Genomic DNA, 16134 nt, shown 5'->3' with positions numbered 1-16134 from the left:
CGGCTCAGGCGGCGGCCACCCACTCGTCCACCAGGGCGCACAGCTGGTCCAGCGCGGCCTCCACCCGCTCGCGGTCGCCGGTGGTGAGAAAGTCGATCTGCAGCCCCGTGTACGCCGAGTTGACCAGCGTCGAGATGCGCGACGCGTCGGCCTCCCGGAGGCCCCGCTCGCGCAGCAGCCCCGCCACGAACTCCGACCGGTCCGCCAGCAGCCTCGGCACGTGACCCGCCAGCCTGCCCGCCACGGCCAGCCCCTCGATCTCGTGGATCAGCCGGGCGACCGGCAGGTTCTCCTCCCGCGTCTGCCAGTCCCAGGTACGCCGGACGATCGTGCCCACGCTGTCGGCGCCCGACCAGCCCGGCAGCGAGCGCAGCCAGGCCCGGTGCCGCTCGTCCAGGCGCTCCATGGTCGCCGACAGCAGGGCCTCCTTGTCGGCGAAGTGGTGGGTCAGCACCCGCGTGGACTTGCCCAGGTGCTGGGCCAGCGGACGCATCGACAACGTCGAGAGGCCGTGCCCGGCCAGGTAGTCCACGATCTGGTCGAGCAGCTCCGCGCGGCGCTGCGGGTCGGCGGTCCTGGCCATCGCTGAATCCCTTTGACGTCATTGAGGTGACGACTGTTACCCTATCTGGGAAACAGTCGTTACCTTTATCGAGGGGACACCTATGCCCGCCACCGCACCCCAACGCGCCCGCCTGCCCGCCTGGCTGCCCGCCCTGGTCCTCACCACCTTCACCTTCGCCACCGACGACTACGTCATCGCCGGCGTCCTGCCCGCCATCTCGGCCGACCTCGGCGTCAGCCAGGCCGCCGCAGGACAGCTCGTCACCGCCTTCTCCCTGGCCTTCGCGCTGACCGCACCCATCGCCTCCGTGACCACCGCCACCTGGCCCCGGCGCCGCCTGCTCACCGGAGCGCTGACCCTGTTCGTCCTGGCCAACTGGGCGGCCGCGCTCACCACCTCCTACGCCCTGCTCCTGGGACTACGCGTGCTCGCCGCGATCGCCGCGGCGGCCGTCGTCCCCACCGCATACGCCATCGCCACCACCCTCGCCCCCGAAGGACGCCAGGGCCGCTACCTGGCCCTGGTCATGGGCGGCCTGACCGGCTCGCTCGCGCTCGGCGTACCCATCGGCACCTGGATGGGCGGCGCGTTCGGCTGGCAGGCCACCTTCTGGACCGGCGGAGCACTGGGACTGCTCGCCCTGGCGGCCCTCCGCGCGACCCTCCCCGAGACACCACCCGTCCCCGCCATGCCGATCAGGGAACGGATAGCACCGCTCGCCCGGCCGCAGGTGCTGCTGGGGCTGCTCGGGATCGTCGCGATCGTGCTGGGCAGCATGATCGTGCTGACCTACCTCGCGCCGTTCCTGCACGACCTGGCCGGAGCCGGACCCGCCGAGCTGGGCTGGGTGTTCGCGCTGGCCGGCCTCGCCGGCTTCGCCGGCGGGCAGCTCGGCGGACGGGCCGCCGACCGGTGGGGAGCCGACCGGGCGCTGGTCACCGGAGTGGTGGGGTTCACGGCGGTGATGGCCGCCTTCGGCGCCTGCTGGCTCCTGCGCCCCGTGCCCCTGATGGCGCTGCTGCCCCTGCTGGCCGTCTGGGCCGGCGTGTCCTGGTGGATCCCGCCACCCGCCCAGACCCGCCTGCTCGCCCTCGCCGGGCCCGCGGGACCGCAGGCGCTCGCGCTCAACAGCAGCGCCGTCTACGCCGGCGTCTCGGGCGGAGGCGCCGCGGGCGGGCTCGTCCTCGCCGGGCACGGCAGCGGCTGGCTGCCGGCCGTGGCGGCCGGTGTCGAGCTGGTCGCCCTCGTTCTCTTCTGGCTCGCCCGCCGCTTTAACCAGACAGAATGAAGCTTCTGTCTGGTATCGCTCTTTCGGAGAAAAATCTTCCGCCCGGATGTAGAGAACGGCGTCGTGGCTCCGACTCAGGGGTGCAGGCAAGGAGAACAGGAGTGGGACATGCGTAAGATCATTTTCTGGGTACACGCCTCGGTCGACGGCCACATCGACGGTCCGGGCGGCGCGTTCGACTGGCCCGTGATGGGCGAGGAACTGTCGGCGTACTCCGAGGCGCTGAGCGACCGCTGCGACACGTTCCTGTACGGGCGCGGCGTCTGGGAGGGCATGGTGGCCTTCTGGCCGCGGGCCGAGTCGCTGTCGGACCACCCGCACGTCGCGGCGTTCGCCCCGCGCTGGCGCGCCACGCCGAAGATCGTCTTTTCGAGGACGCTGGAGCGGGACGACTGGGCCGACCGGATCATCGGTGACGACCTGGCCCGGCAGGTAGCCGAGCTCAAGCGGCAGGACGGCAAGGATCTGCTGCTGACGGGCGGCTCGGGGCTGGCGGCCGCGCTCACCGGGCACGGGTTGATCGACGAGTACCACGTCGCGGTGCATCCGGTGGTGCTGGGCGGTGGCCGGCCGCTGTTCGTGCCGGGCGGGGGGCGGCTGGGCCTGCGGCTGGTCGAGTCGCGCACCTGTGACGGGCAGGTGGTGGTGACGCGCTACGAGCGTGTGTGACGGCGGTGGCCTGGTGGTGGCCCGGCATGTCGTCCCTTCCCGCCGGTGCCGGTCCTGCGTGCGGGTGCCGGCGGGAAGGGGCGGTGGGTGGTCTACCAGTTGCGGGTGCGGCCGAACCACACGTTGCGTGCCTGGAAGGTGGTGTTCCCGGAGGGGCCCGGCTGCCGGTTCCAGGCCGGGTCGCCGGGTTCGATGCCCGAGGCCCAGGAGCCCATCTGCAGGTTGATGATCAGGTACTGCGGGATGCCGGCCCAGCCGACGCCGCGGTGGCCGGCCTTCCAGGTTCCGTCGAAGTAGTAGTCGAGCAGGACGTCGTCGCCGTCCTTCTCCATCCAGACGCGGTAGGTGTGCCAGGTGGCGGGGTCGTGGCCGCTGAGCTCGTGGCGTTCGGCGGGGTCGTTCTCGCCGGCTTGCTTGGTCCAGGTGTTGAAGAGGTTGGTGGAGTCGCCGACGTACTCGAGGATGTCGCTCTCCGGGGGCCAGTCGGGGTAGATGCCGGTGGTCCAGAAGGCGGGCCAGATGCCCTGCCCGGTCTGGGTGCGGAACTCGCCCTGGATGTCGTACTCGGGGAACTGGTCGTTGACGAGGATCTGTTCCTTGGCGTGCACGGTGCCGGAGTGGTACCAGATGGGTGCGTGCGGCTCGCTCTCGCTCTGCCCGTCCGGCTGGCTCAGGCGGGTGGCGGTCAGGGTGAGGACGCCGCCGGAGAGGGAGACCTTGCTGCTGAGCATCTTGGCGGCGCCGTTGTGGGTGGTGCCCCAGGGGTAGCCGTGGTTCCATTCCCGGGTGAAGGCCGTGGTGCTGCTGAAGGAGGACTTGTCCACGAGGTTCTCCCACGTGGCCGCGGTGCGGCGGGCGCGGGTGCGGGTCTGGGCGCCGGCCTCGGACGGGAGGAGCGGGAGTCCTAGGACGCCGCCCGCGGCCGCTGCCGATCCCCGGGTGAGGAGGGTGCGGCGGTCGATCGTTCGTTCGGACATGTGGTCCTTTCTCTTCGGGGAGGGCCGAGCCGGGGACGGGGGGTCTTCTCGGCGGCGGGTTCAAGATCGTAAGTGGCCGGGGTGGCGGGCGTCCAGCCGGTGCGGCGCTCGCCGGGGTGGGCCAGGCGCCGGGGTGGTGTGCCGCGGCGTTGCGGGTGGTGCTCGAAGTGCCACCATTCGTTGTCGTAGATGCGGTAGAGGTCGTAGCGGGCGCCGTGTTCCTCCAGCCAGCGCGCGCCCTCGTGCGGTCGTACGTCGAGTGCGATGCCTCTGACGTGGGGTGATTCCGCCGCCGGCAGGACGAGCATGCGGGCCGCGGTGGCCGAGCCGCGGCGGCGTGCCTCTTCTTCGAACATGCGTTGCTGGACGGCGGGGTCGCGGTATCCCGAGGTGAGGCCGATGAGCTGGCGGTGGCGCCACAGTGCCTCGGTACGCGCCGCGCTGAACGCCGCCCTGGTGCCGTCGGTGAGCCCGGTGAGGTCCTCGGCGGGGAAGCGCAGGGCCAGTGCCCAGTGGCAGGCCAGCTCGCGGGCGTGGCCGGGGCGGCGGGCGAACGCCGCCGGCAGCAGCAGCGCGGCGAGCACCAGGGTGAGCGCCGCGTACAGGCGGTCCCGGAGCCGGGGCGGGATGGTGCGTGGTTCGTTCATGGCGAACTACGATTGGCGCCGGATGTGCGCAGGTTGTCAGCCGTATGTCACCGTTTGTCGACGGCGGTCGCCGCCGGCGCGGCCGTGACACGACCATGACATGGCGCTGACGGGACGGGGACACGGCCGGTCGAGAGTGGGCAGGACCGACCGGCGGGCGAGTGACGGAGTGTGCGGTGAAACCCGGTGGTGTATCGCGAGTGTTGCTGATCGAGGACGACCCGGCTGTGCGGGAGGGCCTTGAGCTGGCCCTGACCCGGCACGGGCACCGGGTGCGCGCGGTGGAGTCCGGCGAGCAGGGCCTGGACCGGCTGCGCGCGGACGTCCCCGACGTCGTCGTGCTCGACCTGATGTTGCCCGGCATGGACGGCTTCGAGGTCTGCCGCCGCATCCGGGCCGCCGGGGACACCCCGATCATCATGCTGACCGCGCGCGGCGACGACATGGACGTGGTGGCCGGGCTGGAGGCGGGCGCCGACGACTACGTCGTCAAGCCGGCTCAGCCCAGGGTGCTGGAGGCGCGCATCCGCGCGGTGCTCCGGCGCGTCGGCCGCGACCAGGCGGAGCTGGAGCGGTACGGGGACCTGACCATCGACCGGGCCGCGCTGGTGGTCGCCCGCCGCGGCGAGCCGGTCAGCCTCGCCCCGACCGAGCTGCGCCTGCTGCTGGAGCTGTCGGGCACGCCGGGCCGGGTGCACAGCCGCCAGCAGTTGCTGGAGTCGGTGTGGGAGCACGGGTACTTCGGCGACTCGCGGCTGGTGGACGCCTGCGTGCAGCGGCTGCGCGCGAAGATCGAGGACGACTCGGCGGCGCCCGTCTACGTGCAGACGGTGCGCGGCTTCGGCTACCGCTTCGGGCCGGTGTGACCCGCCGATGGCAGCTCGGCCGAGCCTGGGGCTGCGCGCCCGGCTGGTGTTCGCCTTCGCGCTGCTGTGCGTGGTCACCGCGGCGGCGGTGGCCGGCGGCGGCTACGTCCAGGCCCGCAACGCCATCCTGCAACGGACCCAGGACGCCGCGGTCCAGGCGGTGACCGGCCGCCTGCAGGCGCTCTACCCGCTGCGGACCCCGGCGCCGGACCCGGACGAGCTCGACGAGATCGCCAGGACCGCCGCCGACCCGAACGGCTTCGCGGTCGCCTTCTACCACGGGACGCACTCGCAGCTCCCCCCGGCCCCGCCGCCTCCCCCGCCGCCGGGGCGCAGGAAGCCGGGCGGCAGGCCGCCGGTCCTGGACGCGCGGGTGATCTCGCCGGAGCTGCGGCGGGCGGTGGCCGGCGGCAGCACCGCGTGGCAGCGGGTGCTGTGGGAGGGCCGGCCCTGGCTGATCGTCGGCACGTCGCTGATGATCACCGAGCGCGGCGGGGGGACGCGGCCGTCCGGCATCGAGGTCTACGTCCCGCGTGACCTGTTCTCCGAGCAGCGCAGCATCGACGAGCTGGCCGCGTCCGCCTGGCTCACCGGGGGGATGGCTCTGGCCTTCGCGGTCGTCCTGGCGTCGCTGGCCACCCGCAGCGTGCTGCGCCCGGTGCGCGAGCTGGGCCGGGCGGCCCGCCTGCTGGGCCAGGGCGAGCTGCGGACCAGGATCGCGGTCCACGGCTCCGACGAGCTGGCGGACGTGGCGCGCACGTTCAACGACACCGCCGCCGAGCTGGAGCGGCACGTCGAGCAGCTGCGCGCGATGGAGGCCGACGCCCGCCGGTTCGTGGCCGACGTGTCGCACGAGCTGCGCACGCCGCTGGCCGCGCTGGCCGCGGTCGCCGACGTCCTGGACGAGGAGGCGGCCGGGCTGCCCGAGCCCGCCGGCCGGGCCGCGCGGCTGGTCAGCCAGGAGACGCTCAACCTCACCGGGCTGGTGAACGACCTCATCGAGATCAGCAGGTTCGACTCGGGCGTCGCGGCCCTCGCGCTGAACGAGATCGACGTGGCCGAGCTGGTACGCGCCACGCTGCGCACCCGGGGCTGGCCGGAGCGGGTGGACGCCGAGCTCCCCGAGGGGGTGACGGCGCGGCTGGACCCGCGCCGGGTGGACGTCATCCTGGCGAACCTGGTCGGCAACGCCCTGCGGCACGGCGAGCCGCCGGTGTCGGTACGGCTGTCGGCCGACGCGGGCTGGATCGTCCTGGAGGTCCGCGACCACGGGCCGGGGCTGGAGGCGACGGTGCTGCCGCACGTGTTCGACCGGTTCTACAAGGCCAGCGCGGCCCGGGCCAGGTCCGAGGGCAGCGGTCTCGGCCTGGCCATCGCGCGGGAGAACGCGCGCCTGCACGGGGGCGAGCTCACCGTCGCCAACGCCCCGGACGGCGGCGCCGTCTTCACCCTGCGCCTGCCACGCCGGTCCCCCGGCCCGGACGCAGGCCCGGATGCAGGCCGGGGCGCAAGCCCGGACGGAGGTCCCGCATGAGGCCCGCACTCCCCCACCACGTGCTCACGGCCGAACGCGCGTCCCTGCCGGCCGCGTCCCTTCTGGCCACGTCCCTGCCGGCCGCGTCCCTTCTGGCCACGTCCCTTCTGGCCTCGGTCCGCGCGCGGCTGCTGGCCGCGGTACTCGCGTCGCTGCTCGCCGTGGCCGGGTGCGGTGTGCGGCCCAGCGACGTCATCGCCGCCGGCGATCCGCCGAGCGGGCCCCTCTTCTCCCCCGCGACGGTCACCCTCTACCTGGTGAAGGACGGCCGCCTCAGCCGGGTGACCCGCCCCGGGGGCCCGCTGGTCCTGGTGGACACGCTCGCGCTGCTGGCGTCCGGGCCCACCACGCAGGAGCAGGCGCGCGGGCTGAGCACCGACGTCCCGCCCGAGGCCGGTCCGTTCTCGTTGACCATGGACGCGGCCGGCCACCTGGTGGTGACCCCGTCCCCCACGGCCGGCGAGCTGCCGCCGCCGGCCGTCGAGCAGATCGTGTGCACGGCCGCCGCCGCCACGTCGCAGGAGGACCCCACTCGGATCACCGTGGCCGGCGCCGGCGTGCGGCGTCCAGGTCCGTCGCGCTGCCCGCGGTGACCGGGCGGCCGGCACCGTGCCGGCAGCCGATCGGAAGGAGCGCCGGGCGTCGTCAGGCGGCGTCGAGGGCTCCGGTGATGCTGCGGATCATGCCGGCCAGGACGGGGGCGGGCTCGCCCTGGTGGGTCCGGGCGGCCGTCCGCACGGCGACGAGGACGGTGTCGCGGAAGTTGCCCGCCTCCGCCGGCGCCTGCCGCCCGAGCAGGTGCATGGCCGCGGTCAGCGCCGGCAACACGACCTCGGCGAGCTCGGCCACGGTCCTGCCGCGCAGGTTCACGCCCTTGGGCCACTCGGCGAGCACGTGCCCGACCAGGCCGGTCGCGCAGCCCAGGGCGATGGAGCCGTCGCTGGCGGTCCGGTGGGGCCTGCCGGCGGCGTCCGCGGCGGCCATCAGCGAGACGGCGCCGTAGGCGGCGGTGCGCAGGGTGATCCTGTCCTGGTGGGTGAGGGTGCCGGACATGGTGGTGTGTGCTCCTTCTTACCTGTCACGCTTACCTGCCACGCGAGGCGGACGGACGGACGGCCGGCGCCACGCGGTCGCCGCACACCGCCGGACCGTTCACGGCACGCACCCTCCCCCGCCGCGCTGACACCGGGCCGCCGCCGCCCTGACACGACCGCCGCGCCACGCGCCGACCAGCCCCTCCCCTCCCCCACGCTCACGCCGGTCGAGCCGGTCGAGCCGGACGGGCCGGAGTCCCGGGTCGTGTCCCGTCCTCCGTGATCGGCCGCGAGGACACGTGAGGACGACGGCCGCTTCGAGCCGTCCCCGGCGCGGTTAGGCTGTCCGGCGGATTGGCGCGCGAGCGTGGGGAGGCACGATGACGCCCGGTGACGACCAGCACCCGGCCCGGCCGGCGAGCGGCGGCGCGCGGTGCTCCGGGCTCCGGGCTCCGGGCTCCGGGCTCCGGGCTCCGGGCGATGCGAATTCGAAGCAGTAGGGTGGGTGGCGTGAGCGACCCGGCAACCGGTCTGAACACCGAGCAACTCGGTGCGTACTTCGCCCTGATGGAGGTCAGCAGCCTCCTCCAGTACGCGGTGGAGGAGCACCTGCGTGCCGACGGCGACCTCAGCTACGTGCAGTTCCAGATCCTGGCCCGGCTGGTGGACGCGCCGGAGGGCAGGCTGCGGATGACCGACCTGGCCGACGGCGTCGTCTACAGCCGCAGCGGGCTCACCTACCAGGCGGGCCTGCTGGACAAACGGGGCCTGATCACCCGCTCGCCCTCGCCCGACGACGAGCGCAGCGTGATCGTGACCGTCACGGACGCCGGCCGCGAGCTGGTCGCCCGGGTGCTTCCCGGCCACGTCGACCAGGTGCGGGGGCTGTTGTTCGACCCGATGAGCGACGAGGACCTCGCCGCGCTCGGCGGCGTGCTGGCCCGCGTCCGCGCGCACATGCGCGCCAACCCGCCGCGCTCCGCCAAACCCCGCGCCGCCCGCAACCGCCCCGACCGTCCCCCGGCGACGGACGCGACTCCCCCGGCACGCCGGCGCGGCTGAGCTCGCGGCACCGGACGAACCGCCCGCCGATCAGGACCGCTCGACGGTGAAGCCCGTGTGGGCGGGGTGTCGCCGAGTTCATCTTTCGGCGGCACCCCCGGTGCATGAGGTCTGGACGATCGGCGGCGCTGGCCCTACGTCAGTTGCTCACATCGTCCGGATTCTCCTCGACGTTGTCCTCCGCGCCATTCCACGGATCCACGTTGGTCTCGTCCTCACCGTGATCGGCCGTGTCCTCCTCGGGGGTGGGATCGAGCGCCGCGAGCTCGGCGGACACCTTCGCCCACCGGGCGTCCGGGTCGAGGGAGGCATATTGGGCCACCAGGGAATCGGGCCGGGCGGAGCCGAGAGACCCCACCAGCGCGGCCTCGTCCTTGGACTGCAGAGCGAGCTGGAGGGGGGACTCCTCCCCCGCGAAGACGCCCTTGGCTTCCCCGCGACCGATCACCCCGTGGTCGTAGGGAAGGATCGCTTGGGCGGCGAGTGGAGCGTACGTCCCGCCCTCCTCATGTGCGAGCGGAATGATGTAGGTATGACCCACCTCGACCCGCGGCGCACCCTCGATGACGAGCTGCGTCCGGGTCTCACCGGTGAACTCCCAGCCTGCCACGTCGAGCGAGAAACCGGCCGGCGGCGCCGGCCACCAACCGCTGCCCAGTTTCCGGGACCAGACAGTCTTCGTGACCGTCATGCGCACGGTCCGCCCGATGTAGCCTTCTCCAGCGGCGACCTCCTCCTCGGACGGCGTACCCTCCGTCTCCGACGTGGCTCTGGCCACCACCACATGGTCCGCGTACCCCACCCAGTCCGCGAGTCTGGCGTGCGGCAGACGGGGCGTCCCTTGGGCGACGATCAGGTCGGCCTCTTCGCCGTCGTCCGCGGCGGCGCTGGCTCCGACGGCGGGGCCGGAGTGGCCGGTGGCGGCGGAAGCCGCCCCTATCGTCCCGGCCAGCGCGAGCAGGAGCACGCCGGCCATGACACTCGTACGAGTTCTCATTTGATGCCCCCGACTCAGTAGGTCTTGTTGATCATCCTGCGGTTGTGCCCGCCGAGTGTCTGCACGCCCACCCGGGGAGGAGTTCGCAGGCACCCCAGCCGGCTGTCCTCGTTGCTGACCGCGGGATAGGCGCGGTTGCCGTGGGTGAGGCCGACCGCGTGCCCGGTTTCGTGGCACGCGAGCTCCTTGGAGGGGGTGGCCCCTTTCAGCAGGACGTAGTGCTGGTCGCACTTCAGCTCGTCAACCCTGTTGTCGCACCAGGTCAACGCGACGACGCCGGCCGGGAACTTCTCGGGCTTCTTGTAAATGACGTCTGTTTCCGCGTCGCCGGTGTACACCGGTTTCCTGACGAACTTGACCTTCAGATCCGTCCTCGCGTCGAAGTCGTCCTTCAGCACCTCCTTGATCCGGGTCCATCCGGAAGGCGCGACAGATTTTTGACGCCAGACTGTGAGAGTGCTGTTGTCGGTCTGGCAGAACCTCCTCGGGAGGGTCTTGTTGCCGTGACAGTCCCACGGCGTGTTCTTCGTGCGGAACATGTTGTCGAAATCCTGGGGCTGGCAGTCGTCAGGCCCGTCGAAGCACATCGAGGGAGGGCTCTGTGCGTCGGCCAGTGCCGGGGAGGCCGGGCCCGCGCCGGCGATCCCCAGCGCCATCAAGCACATCGTCCCCAGCGCCGGCGCCCAGCGGGCACGTCTGACAATTCCCGCGTTGCTTGCGGTCATGCTCTTTCCTTCCGGCTTCGTCATCCTGCGGTCGCAGGCGACACGAGCAACGATCTCCCGGCGTCTCCGACATCGAATCTGTCGAACGACTGGTCGAAGTGCTGCGAGCGGCGTGCCGCAGGCGGAGCGGGTGGCCGCTTCTGGACACCGCCTGCCAGGTAGGGCATGAGGGGGCCGGGTAAGGAGGCACGCACCGGCCACATCCTCCGTGGGAAGGGCTCTCATGACCTCCTTGCTCAAGCGCTCGGCCGTCCTCGCCGCGTCGGCCGCCCTGGCGTTGTCCGTGACCACCGCCCCGGCCGCGGCCATGGACGCCAACTACACCTGCTCCACCGGCACCCGGCTCCTCGTGTCCGATCTGGTGGGCTACATCATCGTCGCGAGCGGGTGCACCGGCTCGGGCTCGGGCACCTACGGGACGATCACGATCCCGTCCGGCAGCTACTTCTGCCAGAACGTGGTCTACAACCCGACGATCGACTGGCTCAACGGCCACCGTTGCTGAGAGGAGGGCGGGGCGCCGGACGCGCACCCAACGTTGGGATAACGATCGTCCCCCGGGACGGTTGTGACTCCAGGTTGTGATCTCCCTGCGGCACGATCGCTTCCCATGAAGAAGACGATCACCTTAGTGGTGGCCTGCGGCGTGCTGGCGCTGGTCGCCGTTCCGGCGCACGCGGCGCACGCGGCGCCGAAGGACCCCGTCAGCGCGCTCAAGGCCACGATGACGCCCGGCCACGGCGTACGCTTCACCGACACCGTCACCTGGGGGGACGGCCTCGACGAGATGGGCGCCCGCGACGCCAAGGGCACCTTCCAGTTCGGCAAGAAGGGCGTGGCCGCCTTCGAGCTCACGATGGACTACGGCGACGAGCGGGAGCGCGTCATCTCCATCGGCAGGACCGGCTACTACTCGGGCGGCGTCCTGGAGGGCGTGCTCCCCAAGGGCAAGACTTGGCTCAAGAGCGTCGGCGGCGCCATCCCCGACTCCTGGGCCCAGTGGCTCAACCCGGCCGAGCCCACGACCCTGGCCGCGCTCATGAAGAAGGGCGCGAGGAGCGGCAACGCGGTCACCGGCTCGATCACCCTCAAGGAGCTCAAGGCGGTCTCGGCCTGGGTCGCCGCCGCCGGCGTCGGCAAGGAGTACGACGGCATCAAGATGTCCTACACCCTCACGCTGGGCTCCTCGGGCCTGGTGAACCGGCTGCGGACGTCGTACACGATCACCCAGGACGGCAAGCTCAACGAGGTCACCGTCGACAGCCGCTACACCGGGTGGGGCGCCAAGGTCTCGATCAAGGCGCCGGACCCGAGCACGGTGACCACCCGGTACCGCTGACCCCGCCATCCGGTACCGCTGACCCCAGCCCGAGGGACACCTCCGGCGCGAGGCTCCACCCGGCGGCGGCGTCCCTCGCCGCTCACCGGAGCGTTCGCGTGGCTGGTGCGTCCAGCGCGTAGGAGCGGTCCATCAGGTCGGTCATCGCCTGCTGGAAGTCGCGGCGCCTCTTGTCGCTCCAGCCCGCGGTCAACCGCGCGAAGATCTCCTCCTGCCAGCGATGAGCCTGGTCCAGCATGGACCGGCCCGCGGCGGTGAGCGAGGCTTCGCGCCGCCGGCCGTCGGCCGGGGATGCCGCCATGAGCACGTAGCCGGCCGCTGTGGCGCTCTTGACCAGCCGCGAGGCGCTACTCTGGTCGATCCCGATCTCGTACGCGATCGCGTTGACCGTTGCCGGGGTCCCGCGCCGGCCGAGGGCGTGGACGGCCTCGCAGACCAGGACGAGCCGGCCCTGGTCGCCGCCGGCGTCCGCCGCCGACGCCGTCACGGGCCGGCGCGCCCAGTGCCGGACGAAGTGGAACAGGACCTGGCCGGGGCCGTGGCCGGTCACTCGGATGCCGCCATCTCGCGGCAGACGGCGGCCAGTTCGAGGGCGGACCTGAGGTCCGGCAGCCGCAGCGCGGCCGTGACCTTCCCGCCGGAGGCGCGAAAGACCGTCGCCACCCGCGTGGGCCGCGTGCTCCCGGGCCAGGTGGCGTCCTCCTCGACCACCATCAGCCGTTCGCTGACCGGGTGCCAGGACCGGGGAATCAGGGTGATCCCCGATCGCTCCACCCACTCCGCGAACTGCGCGGGCGTGATCGGTCCTGCGCCCTTCGGGCCCAGGACGACGATCGGGTCGCCGACGGCCCCCGCGGCGCGCCGCGGGTCGCCGTCGTTGACGCTCGCGTGCCACTCGTTGATCGCTGCTTCCAGGCTGGAGTCCATACCCGGAACTATATGCGATCCGCATACATCTGAGGCCGCTCCCCCGATCGGGTCCGGAGGAAGAATGGCGGTCATGACGCGGTGAACGGCCGGAAAGCGGCTTTACCGGGCAGGACCCGATCGGCTAGACATGGCCGGGATCACGTGCGGATCGGCATCGCCGGACACTCCTGCGGCCGGACGGCCCCTGCGAGCGCCCGGCCAGAGAAGACAGGCTCCCCTATGTTCCTGGGCACTACCAGAGTCCTCGTGCTCGTGCTGGCCCTCGTCGCGGGCGGCGCGACGCTGACGGGCGGTCCGGGCCGGGCGGCGGCGGCCGGGACGGTGCCGGCGCAGTTCTTCGCGAAGATGTACAGCGAGGCCCTGGGCAGGATGCCGGATCCGGGCGGGTGGGCGAGCATGGTGGACGACTTCGCCACGCACGGATGCGGCCGCGAACGACTGGGCGAGCGGGTGCGGGGCTTCTACACCTCGGCGGAGTACCTCGCGCTGCCGTACGACCATGCGGCCAGGGTGCTCACCCTTTACCGCGGCGCGCTCAACCGTGAGCCCGATCAGGGCGGGCTGGAACACTTCACCGACCAGCTCGCCACCGGCGCGCGTACCTGGCCGCAGCTCGTGGACGTCTTCACGGGCAGCGGTGAGTTCGAGGCGCTCGCCCGCACGATCTGCGGCTCCTCCTCCGGCTACCAGTTCGGCACGACCCCCGCGCCGCGGCTGCCCACGTCCGGGGCCGGCTTCACCGGCGGCACGGGCGAGCAGCTCCAGGCCCTGCTGGACGCCGCGCCCCAGGACGGCGTGGTCGCGCTGGCGCAGAAGGCGGTCGTGCGCATCAGCGGGACGCTCGTCGTCCCGCCGGGCCGGACGCTGCTCACGACCGGCGCGCCGACCCCGCACCAGTACGCGCTGCAGGCGAGGCTGGTGCGCACCGGCCCCTTCGGAGCCCCGGTCATCCGCGTCATGCCGGGCGGCCGGCTGATGAACGTCTGGGTGGACGGCCAGCGGGGCGCATCCGCGAACTACTCCAGGGACGCCGTCAACATCCAGCTCATGGGCGGTGACGGCACCCGGGTGAGCGACTCCACGATCTCCAACAGCCTCGGCTGGACCAGCCTGCAGGCGTTCGGCAGCTACGAGAACCAGCCCTGCCGGAGCACGGAGATCATCGGCAACCTGGTCACCGCCTACTCCTCCGAGCACGTGGGAGAGCGGTGGACGGACGGGCTCTCGGTCGCCTGCGAGAACGCCCTCATCGAGGGCAACGGGATCATCGACGCCACCGACGTGGGCATCGTGCTGTTCCGCTCCAGCCCTGAGACGCAGAGGTCGTCGGTGCGCCGCAACCTCGTTCTCAACGCCGGCAACCCGGCGTTCGGGGCGATCGGGGTCGACGGCCTGCACAGCAGGAACACCACGCACGACTTCACCGGGGCGAGCGTGGCGGAGAACGCCTTCTGGACGGGGCCTGACACCCATGTGGACATCGGCCTGGCGGTGGGCACGCGGTCGTGGTTCGGCGACGCTTCGGACCCCGGCACCGGGATCGCCGTCACCGGCAACACGACGAACGGGCTGACCGCGGTGGTGGGCACCGGCATCGCGGTGACGGGCATGAACAGGGCGCGCGTCCAGGGCAACGACCTCCGGCTGTCGGTCCGCCCCGTCAGCGGGTGCCCGCACGTCGCCTTCGGGTACGACGCCGACGGATACGCCGAGGACGGGGACTTCCAGCCGGGCGCCGCTGCGGTGACCTTCGTCGACGCCCAAGGACGCGGCTGCGTCGCGCAACACTGACAGGCCCGGGCGGGAGGCCCGGGCCGCGCCGCCGGCCTACGGCGTACCGAGACCGGCGGGCGGCGGCGCCGTGCTGGCGCGGACGACCAGCCGGTGAGGGAAGATCAGGCGCTCCGGCCCGGCGCCCGCGCCCGCCAGCAGCAGCCGGCCCGCCGTCTCGCCCATCTCCTGCTTGGCCTGGTGGATCGTGGTGAGCCCCGCCTCCTCGGCCGCGCTGTCGGAGAAGCCCACCACCGACAGCTCGCCCGGCACCTCCAGCCCCAGGTCGGCGGCGGCGTCGAGGACGCCGAGGGCCAGCACGTCGGTGTTGGCGAGGATCGCCGTGGGCCGCGGCCGGCGGCCCAGGAGGGCGTGCCCGGCCCTGCGGCCCGCCTCGCGCGAGTTGCGCGCCACCTCGTAGAAGGGCACCTCGTCCCACCCGAGCCCGGCCTCCTCGCAGGCCCGCCGGTAGCCGCCGAGCCGCGCCCTCATGGCCGCGAACACCGCGCCCTCCTGCCGCTCGCGGCCGGCCCAGCCGCTGTGGCCGTCCTCGTGGAGGCCCGCCATGACCACGCCCAGGCGCCGGTGCCCGAGCTCCAGCACGTGGCGGGCGGCATCCGCGCCGGCCGCGGGCTCGTCGGTGCCCACGAACGGGTGGCCCTCGGCGTACGGCTCGTCCACGATCACCACGGGCAGCTTCCTGGCCAGCACCTCCGCCAGCGCCGGATGCCCGTCGGGCAGTGACATCACGCAGAAGGCGTCGACCACCGCGTCGCGCACGGTCTCGCTGCGCCGGTCGCCGTGCGGCAGCGGCAGGATGAGCAGCCCGACCCCGGCGTCCTCGGCGGCCGTGGCCAGGCCCTGGAAGAACCCGATCGCGTACGGGTCGGCGAACGCGTACGCCAGCGTCTCGCTGAAGATGAGCCCGAGCGCGCCCGCCCGGCCCAGCCGCAGGGAGCGGGCCGTCGGGTTGGGGCCGGCGTAGCCCAGCTCGTCGGCGACCTGGAGGATGCGCTGCCGCAGCCCCTCGCTGAGCTGGTCAGGGCGCGAGAAGGCGTAGGACACGGTGGCCCGGGACACGCCGAGCCGGTCGGCGATCGTCTGGAGCGTCACCCTGGGCATGGGGCAACGGTATCCCGGGTCCTTGCCACCCCGCTCTTAATCAATTAAGGTCTTAATTGATTAAGAAGGAGGAATGGCCATGGACGCGATGCAAGTCCTCGCTCACGAGACGGCGATGGGGCTCGGCGGGCCGCTCGGGGAGGCGCTGCCCGGCGCGCCCCGCAGGCCGCACCGCGAGCGCCGCCCGAAGGTCCGGGCGCGGCTGGCCCACTCGCTCCGCTGGACGGCCGACCGGCTGGACCCGAGGTACGGAACCCCCTGACGCCGTACGGCCCGCGAACGCCGCGGACCGGCCGCCAGGACGCGAACGCGGCCGCCGGGGCCGGCCATCGGGGCCGGCTCTCGGCGATCCCGGGATCGAGCGAGAGCGGCATGGTCGTTTCCTTCCGGTCCTGCTGTCGGAGGGGGACGACGGGGTGTCAGGCGGTGGGCACGACGATGACGGTCTTGCCGCCGGGCAGCGTGCCCGCGGCGGCCTGGGCGTGCACGGCCGGCAGTTCGGCCAGCGGCACGTGCTGGGCGACCTGGACGCGCAGGTCGCCGGAGTCGACCAGGGCCACCAGGTGGGCGAGCCGGCCGGCGTCGCTGCGGACGTACAGGTCGATGCCG

At 72.7% G+C, this 16134-nt stretch carries 19 protein-coding genes and 1 pseudogene; 10 read left to right on the top strand and 10 right to left on the bottom strand.

Translation table 11 applies throughout. The annotated features are described in order from the left end of the window. Window positions 1-4: 4 nt before the first annotated feature. The gene (locus tag AB0H75_RS46380; protein ID WP_367807731.1) at window positions 5-583 is read right to left on the bottom strand and encodes a TetR/AcrR family transcriptional regulator; all 579 of its coding nucleotides are present in this window, start codon (window positions 581-583) and stop codon (window positions 5-7) included. 82 nt (window positions 584-665) lie between these two features. Here AB0H75_RS46380 and AB0H75_RS46375 point away from each other — a divergent pair, with 82 nt between their 5' ends. Together AB0H75_RS46375 and AB0H75_RS46370 are read left to right on the top strand one after the other, a co-directional pair. Beyond that, on the top strand, window positions 666-1853 hold the full coding sequence (locus tag AB0H75_RS46375) for an MFS transporter (RefSeq protein WP_367807729.1): 1188 nt from the start codon (window positions 666-668) through the stop codon (window positions 1851-1853). 108 nt (window positions 1854-1961) lie between these two features. Continuing rightward, window positions 1962-2522, top strand: a complete 561-nt coding sequence (locus AB0H75_RS46370; RefSeq protein WP_367807727.1) for a dihydrofolate reductase family protein — start codon at window positions 1962-1964, stop codon at window positions 2520-2522. A gap of 92 nt (window positions 2523-2614) precedes the next feature. Here the strand turns inward: AB0H75_RS46370 and AB0H75_RS46365 are convergent, their stop codons facing one another. Next, window positions 2615-3499 (bottom strand): family 16 glycosylhydrolase, encoded by an 885-nt coding sequence (locus AB0H75_RS46365; RefSeq protein ID WP_367807725.1) that lies wholly within the window; start codon window positions 3497-3499, stop codon window positions 2615-2617. Then, window positions 3427-4146 carry a D,D-peptidase/D,D-carboxypeptidase VanY-N gene (vanY-N, locus tag AB0H75_RS46360; protein ID WP_367807723.1) on the bottom strand — a complete coding sequence of 240 codons (720 nt, stop codon included), beginning with the start codon at window positions 4144-4146 and terminating at the stop codon, window positions 3427-3429. Before vanY-N ends, AB0H75_RS46365 begins: the two co-directional genes overlap by 73 nt. 200 nt (window positions 4147-4346) lie before the next feature. On the opposite strand from vanY-N, the gene AB0H75_RS46355 reads away from it, so the two are divergent. Genes AB0H75_RS46355 through AB0H75_RS46345 form a run of 3 tightly spaced genes read left to right on the top strand, consistent with a single transcriptional unit; the run spans window position 4347 to window position 7139 of the window. Continuing rightward, on the top strand, window positions 4347-5012 hold the full coding sequence (locus tag AB0H75_RS46355; protein WP_367807721.1) for a response regulator: 666 nt from the start codon (window positions 4347-4349) through the stop codon (window positions 5010-5012). Window positions 5013-5019: 7 nt separating this feature from the next. Then, window positions 5020-6546, top strand: a complete 1527-nt coding sequence (locus tag AB0H75_RS46350; RefSeq protein WP_367807719.1) for an ATP-binding protein — start codon at window positions 5020-5022, stop codon at window positions 6544-6546. Next, entirely contained in the window at window positions 6543-7139 is a 597-nt protein-coding gene (locus AB0H75_RS46345) for a hypothetical protein (RefSeq protein WP_367807717.1), read from the top strand. The genes AB0H75_RS46350 and AB0H75_RS46345 overlap by 4 nt, the downstream gene beginning before the upstream one ends. Before the next feature lie 52 nt (window positions 7140-7191). Here AB0H75_RS46345 and AB0H75_RS46340 read toward each other — a convergent pair whose 3' ends face one another. Next, window positions 7192-7599, bottom strand: coding sequence for a hypothetical protein (locus tag AB0H75_RS46340; RefSeq protein WP_367807715.1), 408 nt, complete (start codon window positions 7597-7599; stop codon window positions 7192-7194). A 491-nt stretch (window positions 7600-8090) separates the two neighbouring features. On the opposite strand from AB0H75_RS46340, the gene AB0H75_RS46335 reads away from it, so the two are divergent. After that, entirely contained in the window at window positions 8091-8642 is a 552-nt protein-coding gene (locus AB0H75_RS46335; protein WP_367807713.1) for a MarR family winged helix-turn-helix transcriptional regulator, read from the top strand. A 139-nt stretch (window positions 8643-8781) separates the two neighbouring features. Here the strand turns inward: AB0H75_RS46335 and AB0H75_RS46330 are convergent, their stop codons facing one another. Continuing rightward, a complete protein-coding gene (locus AB0H75_RS46330) occupies window positions 8782-9618 on the bottom strand; it encodes a hypothetical protein (protein WP_367807711.1) in 837 nt (278 codons plus the stop codon). 35 nt (window positions 9619-9653) lie between these two features. Continuing rightward, window positions 9654-10364: a hypothetical protein gene (locus tag AB0H75_RS46325; protein ID WP_367807709.1), complete on the bottom strand. Its 711-nt coding sequence runs from the start codon at window positions 10362-10364 to the stop codon at window positions 9654-9656. Window positions 10365-10587: 223 nt separating this feature from the next. Here AB0H75_RS46325 and AB0H75_RS46320 point away from each other — a divergent pair, with 223 nt between their 5' ends. Together AB0H75_RS46320 and AB0H75_RS46315 are read left to right on the top strand one after the other, a co-directional pair. Next, on the top strand, window positions 10588-10869 hold the full coding sequence (locus AB0H75_RS46320) for a hypothetical protein (protein ID WP_367807707.1): 282 nt from the start codon (window positions 10588-10590) through the stop codon (window positions 10867-10869). 105 nt (window positions 10870-10974) lie between these two features. Further along, complete coding sequence (locus AB0H75_RS46315; protein WP_367807705.1) at window positions 10975-11703, top strand: hypothetical protein; 729 nt, start codon at window positions 10975-10977, stop codon at window positions 11701-11703. An 82-nt stretch (window positions 11704-11785) separates the two neighbouring features. Here the strand turns inward: AB0H75_RS46315 and AB0H75_RS46310 are convergent, their stop codons facing one another. Further along, complete coding sequence (locus tag AB0H75_RS46310) at window positions 11786-12253, bottom strand: MarR family winged helix-turn-helix transcriptional regulator (RefSeq protein WP_367807703.1); 468 nt, start codon at window positions 12251-12253, stop codon at window positions 11786-11788. After that, window positions 12250-12630 carry a hypothetical protein gene (locus AB0H75_RS46305; protein WP_367807701.1) on the bottom strand — a complete coding sequence of 127 codons (381 nt, stop codon included), beginning with the start codon at window positions 12628-12630 and terminating at the stop codon, window positions 12250-12252. Before AB0H75_RS46305 ends, AB0H75_RS46310 begins: the two co-directional genes overlap by 4 nt. 222 nt (window positions 12631-12852) lie before the next feature. Between AB0H75_RS46305 and AB0H75_RS46300 the strand changes: the two genes are divergently transcribed. Then, window positions 12853-14424: a DUF4214 domain-containing protein gene (locus AB0H75_RS46300; protein WP_367807699.1), complete on the top strand. Its 1572-nt coding sequence runs from the start codon at window positions 12853-12855 to the stop codon at window positions 14422-14424. Between the two features lie 36 nt (window positions 14425-14460). On the opposite strand, the gene AB0H75_RS46295 is transcribed toward AB0H75_RS46300, so the two are convergent. Then, on the bottom strand, window positions 14461-15525 hold the full coding sequence (locus AB0H75_RS46295; protein ID WP_367807697.1) for a LacI family DNA-binding transcriptional regulator: 1065 nt from the start codon (window positions 15523-15525) through the stop codon (window positions 14461-14463). Window positions 15526-15604: 79 nt separating this feature from the next. Between AB0H75_RS46295 and AB0H75_RS46290 the strand changes: the two genes are divergently transcribed. After that, window positions 15605-15787: a hypothetical protein gene (locus tag AB0H75_RS46290; protein WP_367807695.1), complete on the top strand. Its 183-nt coding sequence runs from the start codon at window positions 15605-15607 to the stop codon at window positions 15785-15787. Window positions 15788-15944: 157 nt separating this feature from the next. Here AB0H75_RS46290 and AB0H75_RS46285 read toward each other — a convergent pair. Next, a pseudogene (locus tag AB0H75_RS46285) lies at window positions 15945-16134 on the bottom strand (hypothetical protein); the annotation flags it as partial.

This window comes from Nonomuraea sp. NPDC050783, assembly GCF_040802095.1.
GTDB lineage: Bacteria > Actinomycetota > Actinomycetes > Streptosporangiales > Streptosporangiaceae > Nonomuraea.
The sequence above is the reverse complement of the archived record's forward strand: the minus strand, read 5'-3'. Positions and strand labels throughout refer to the sequence as shown.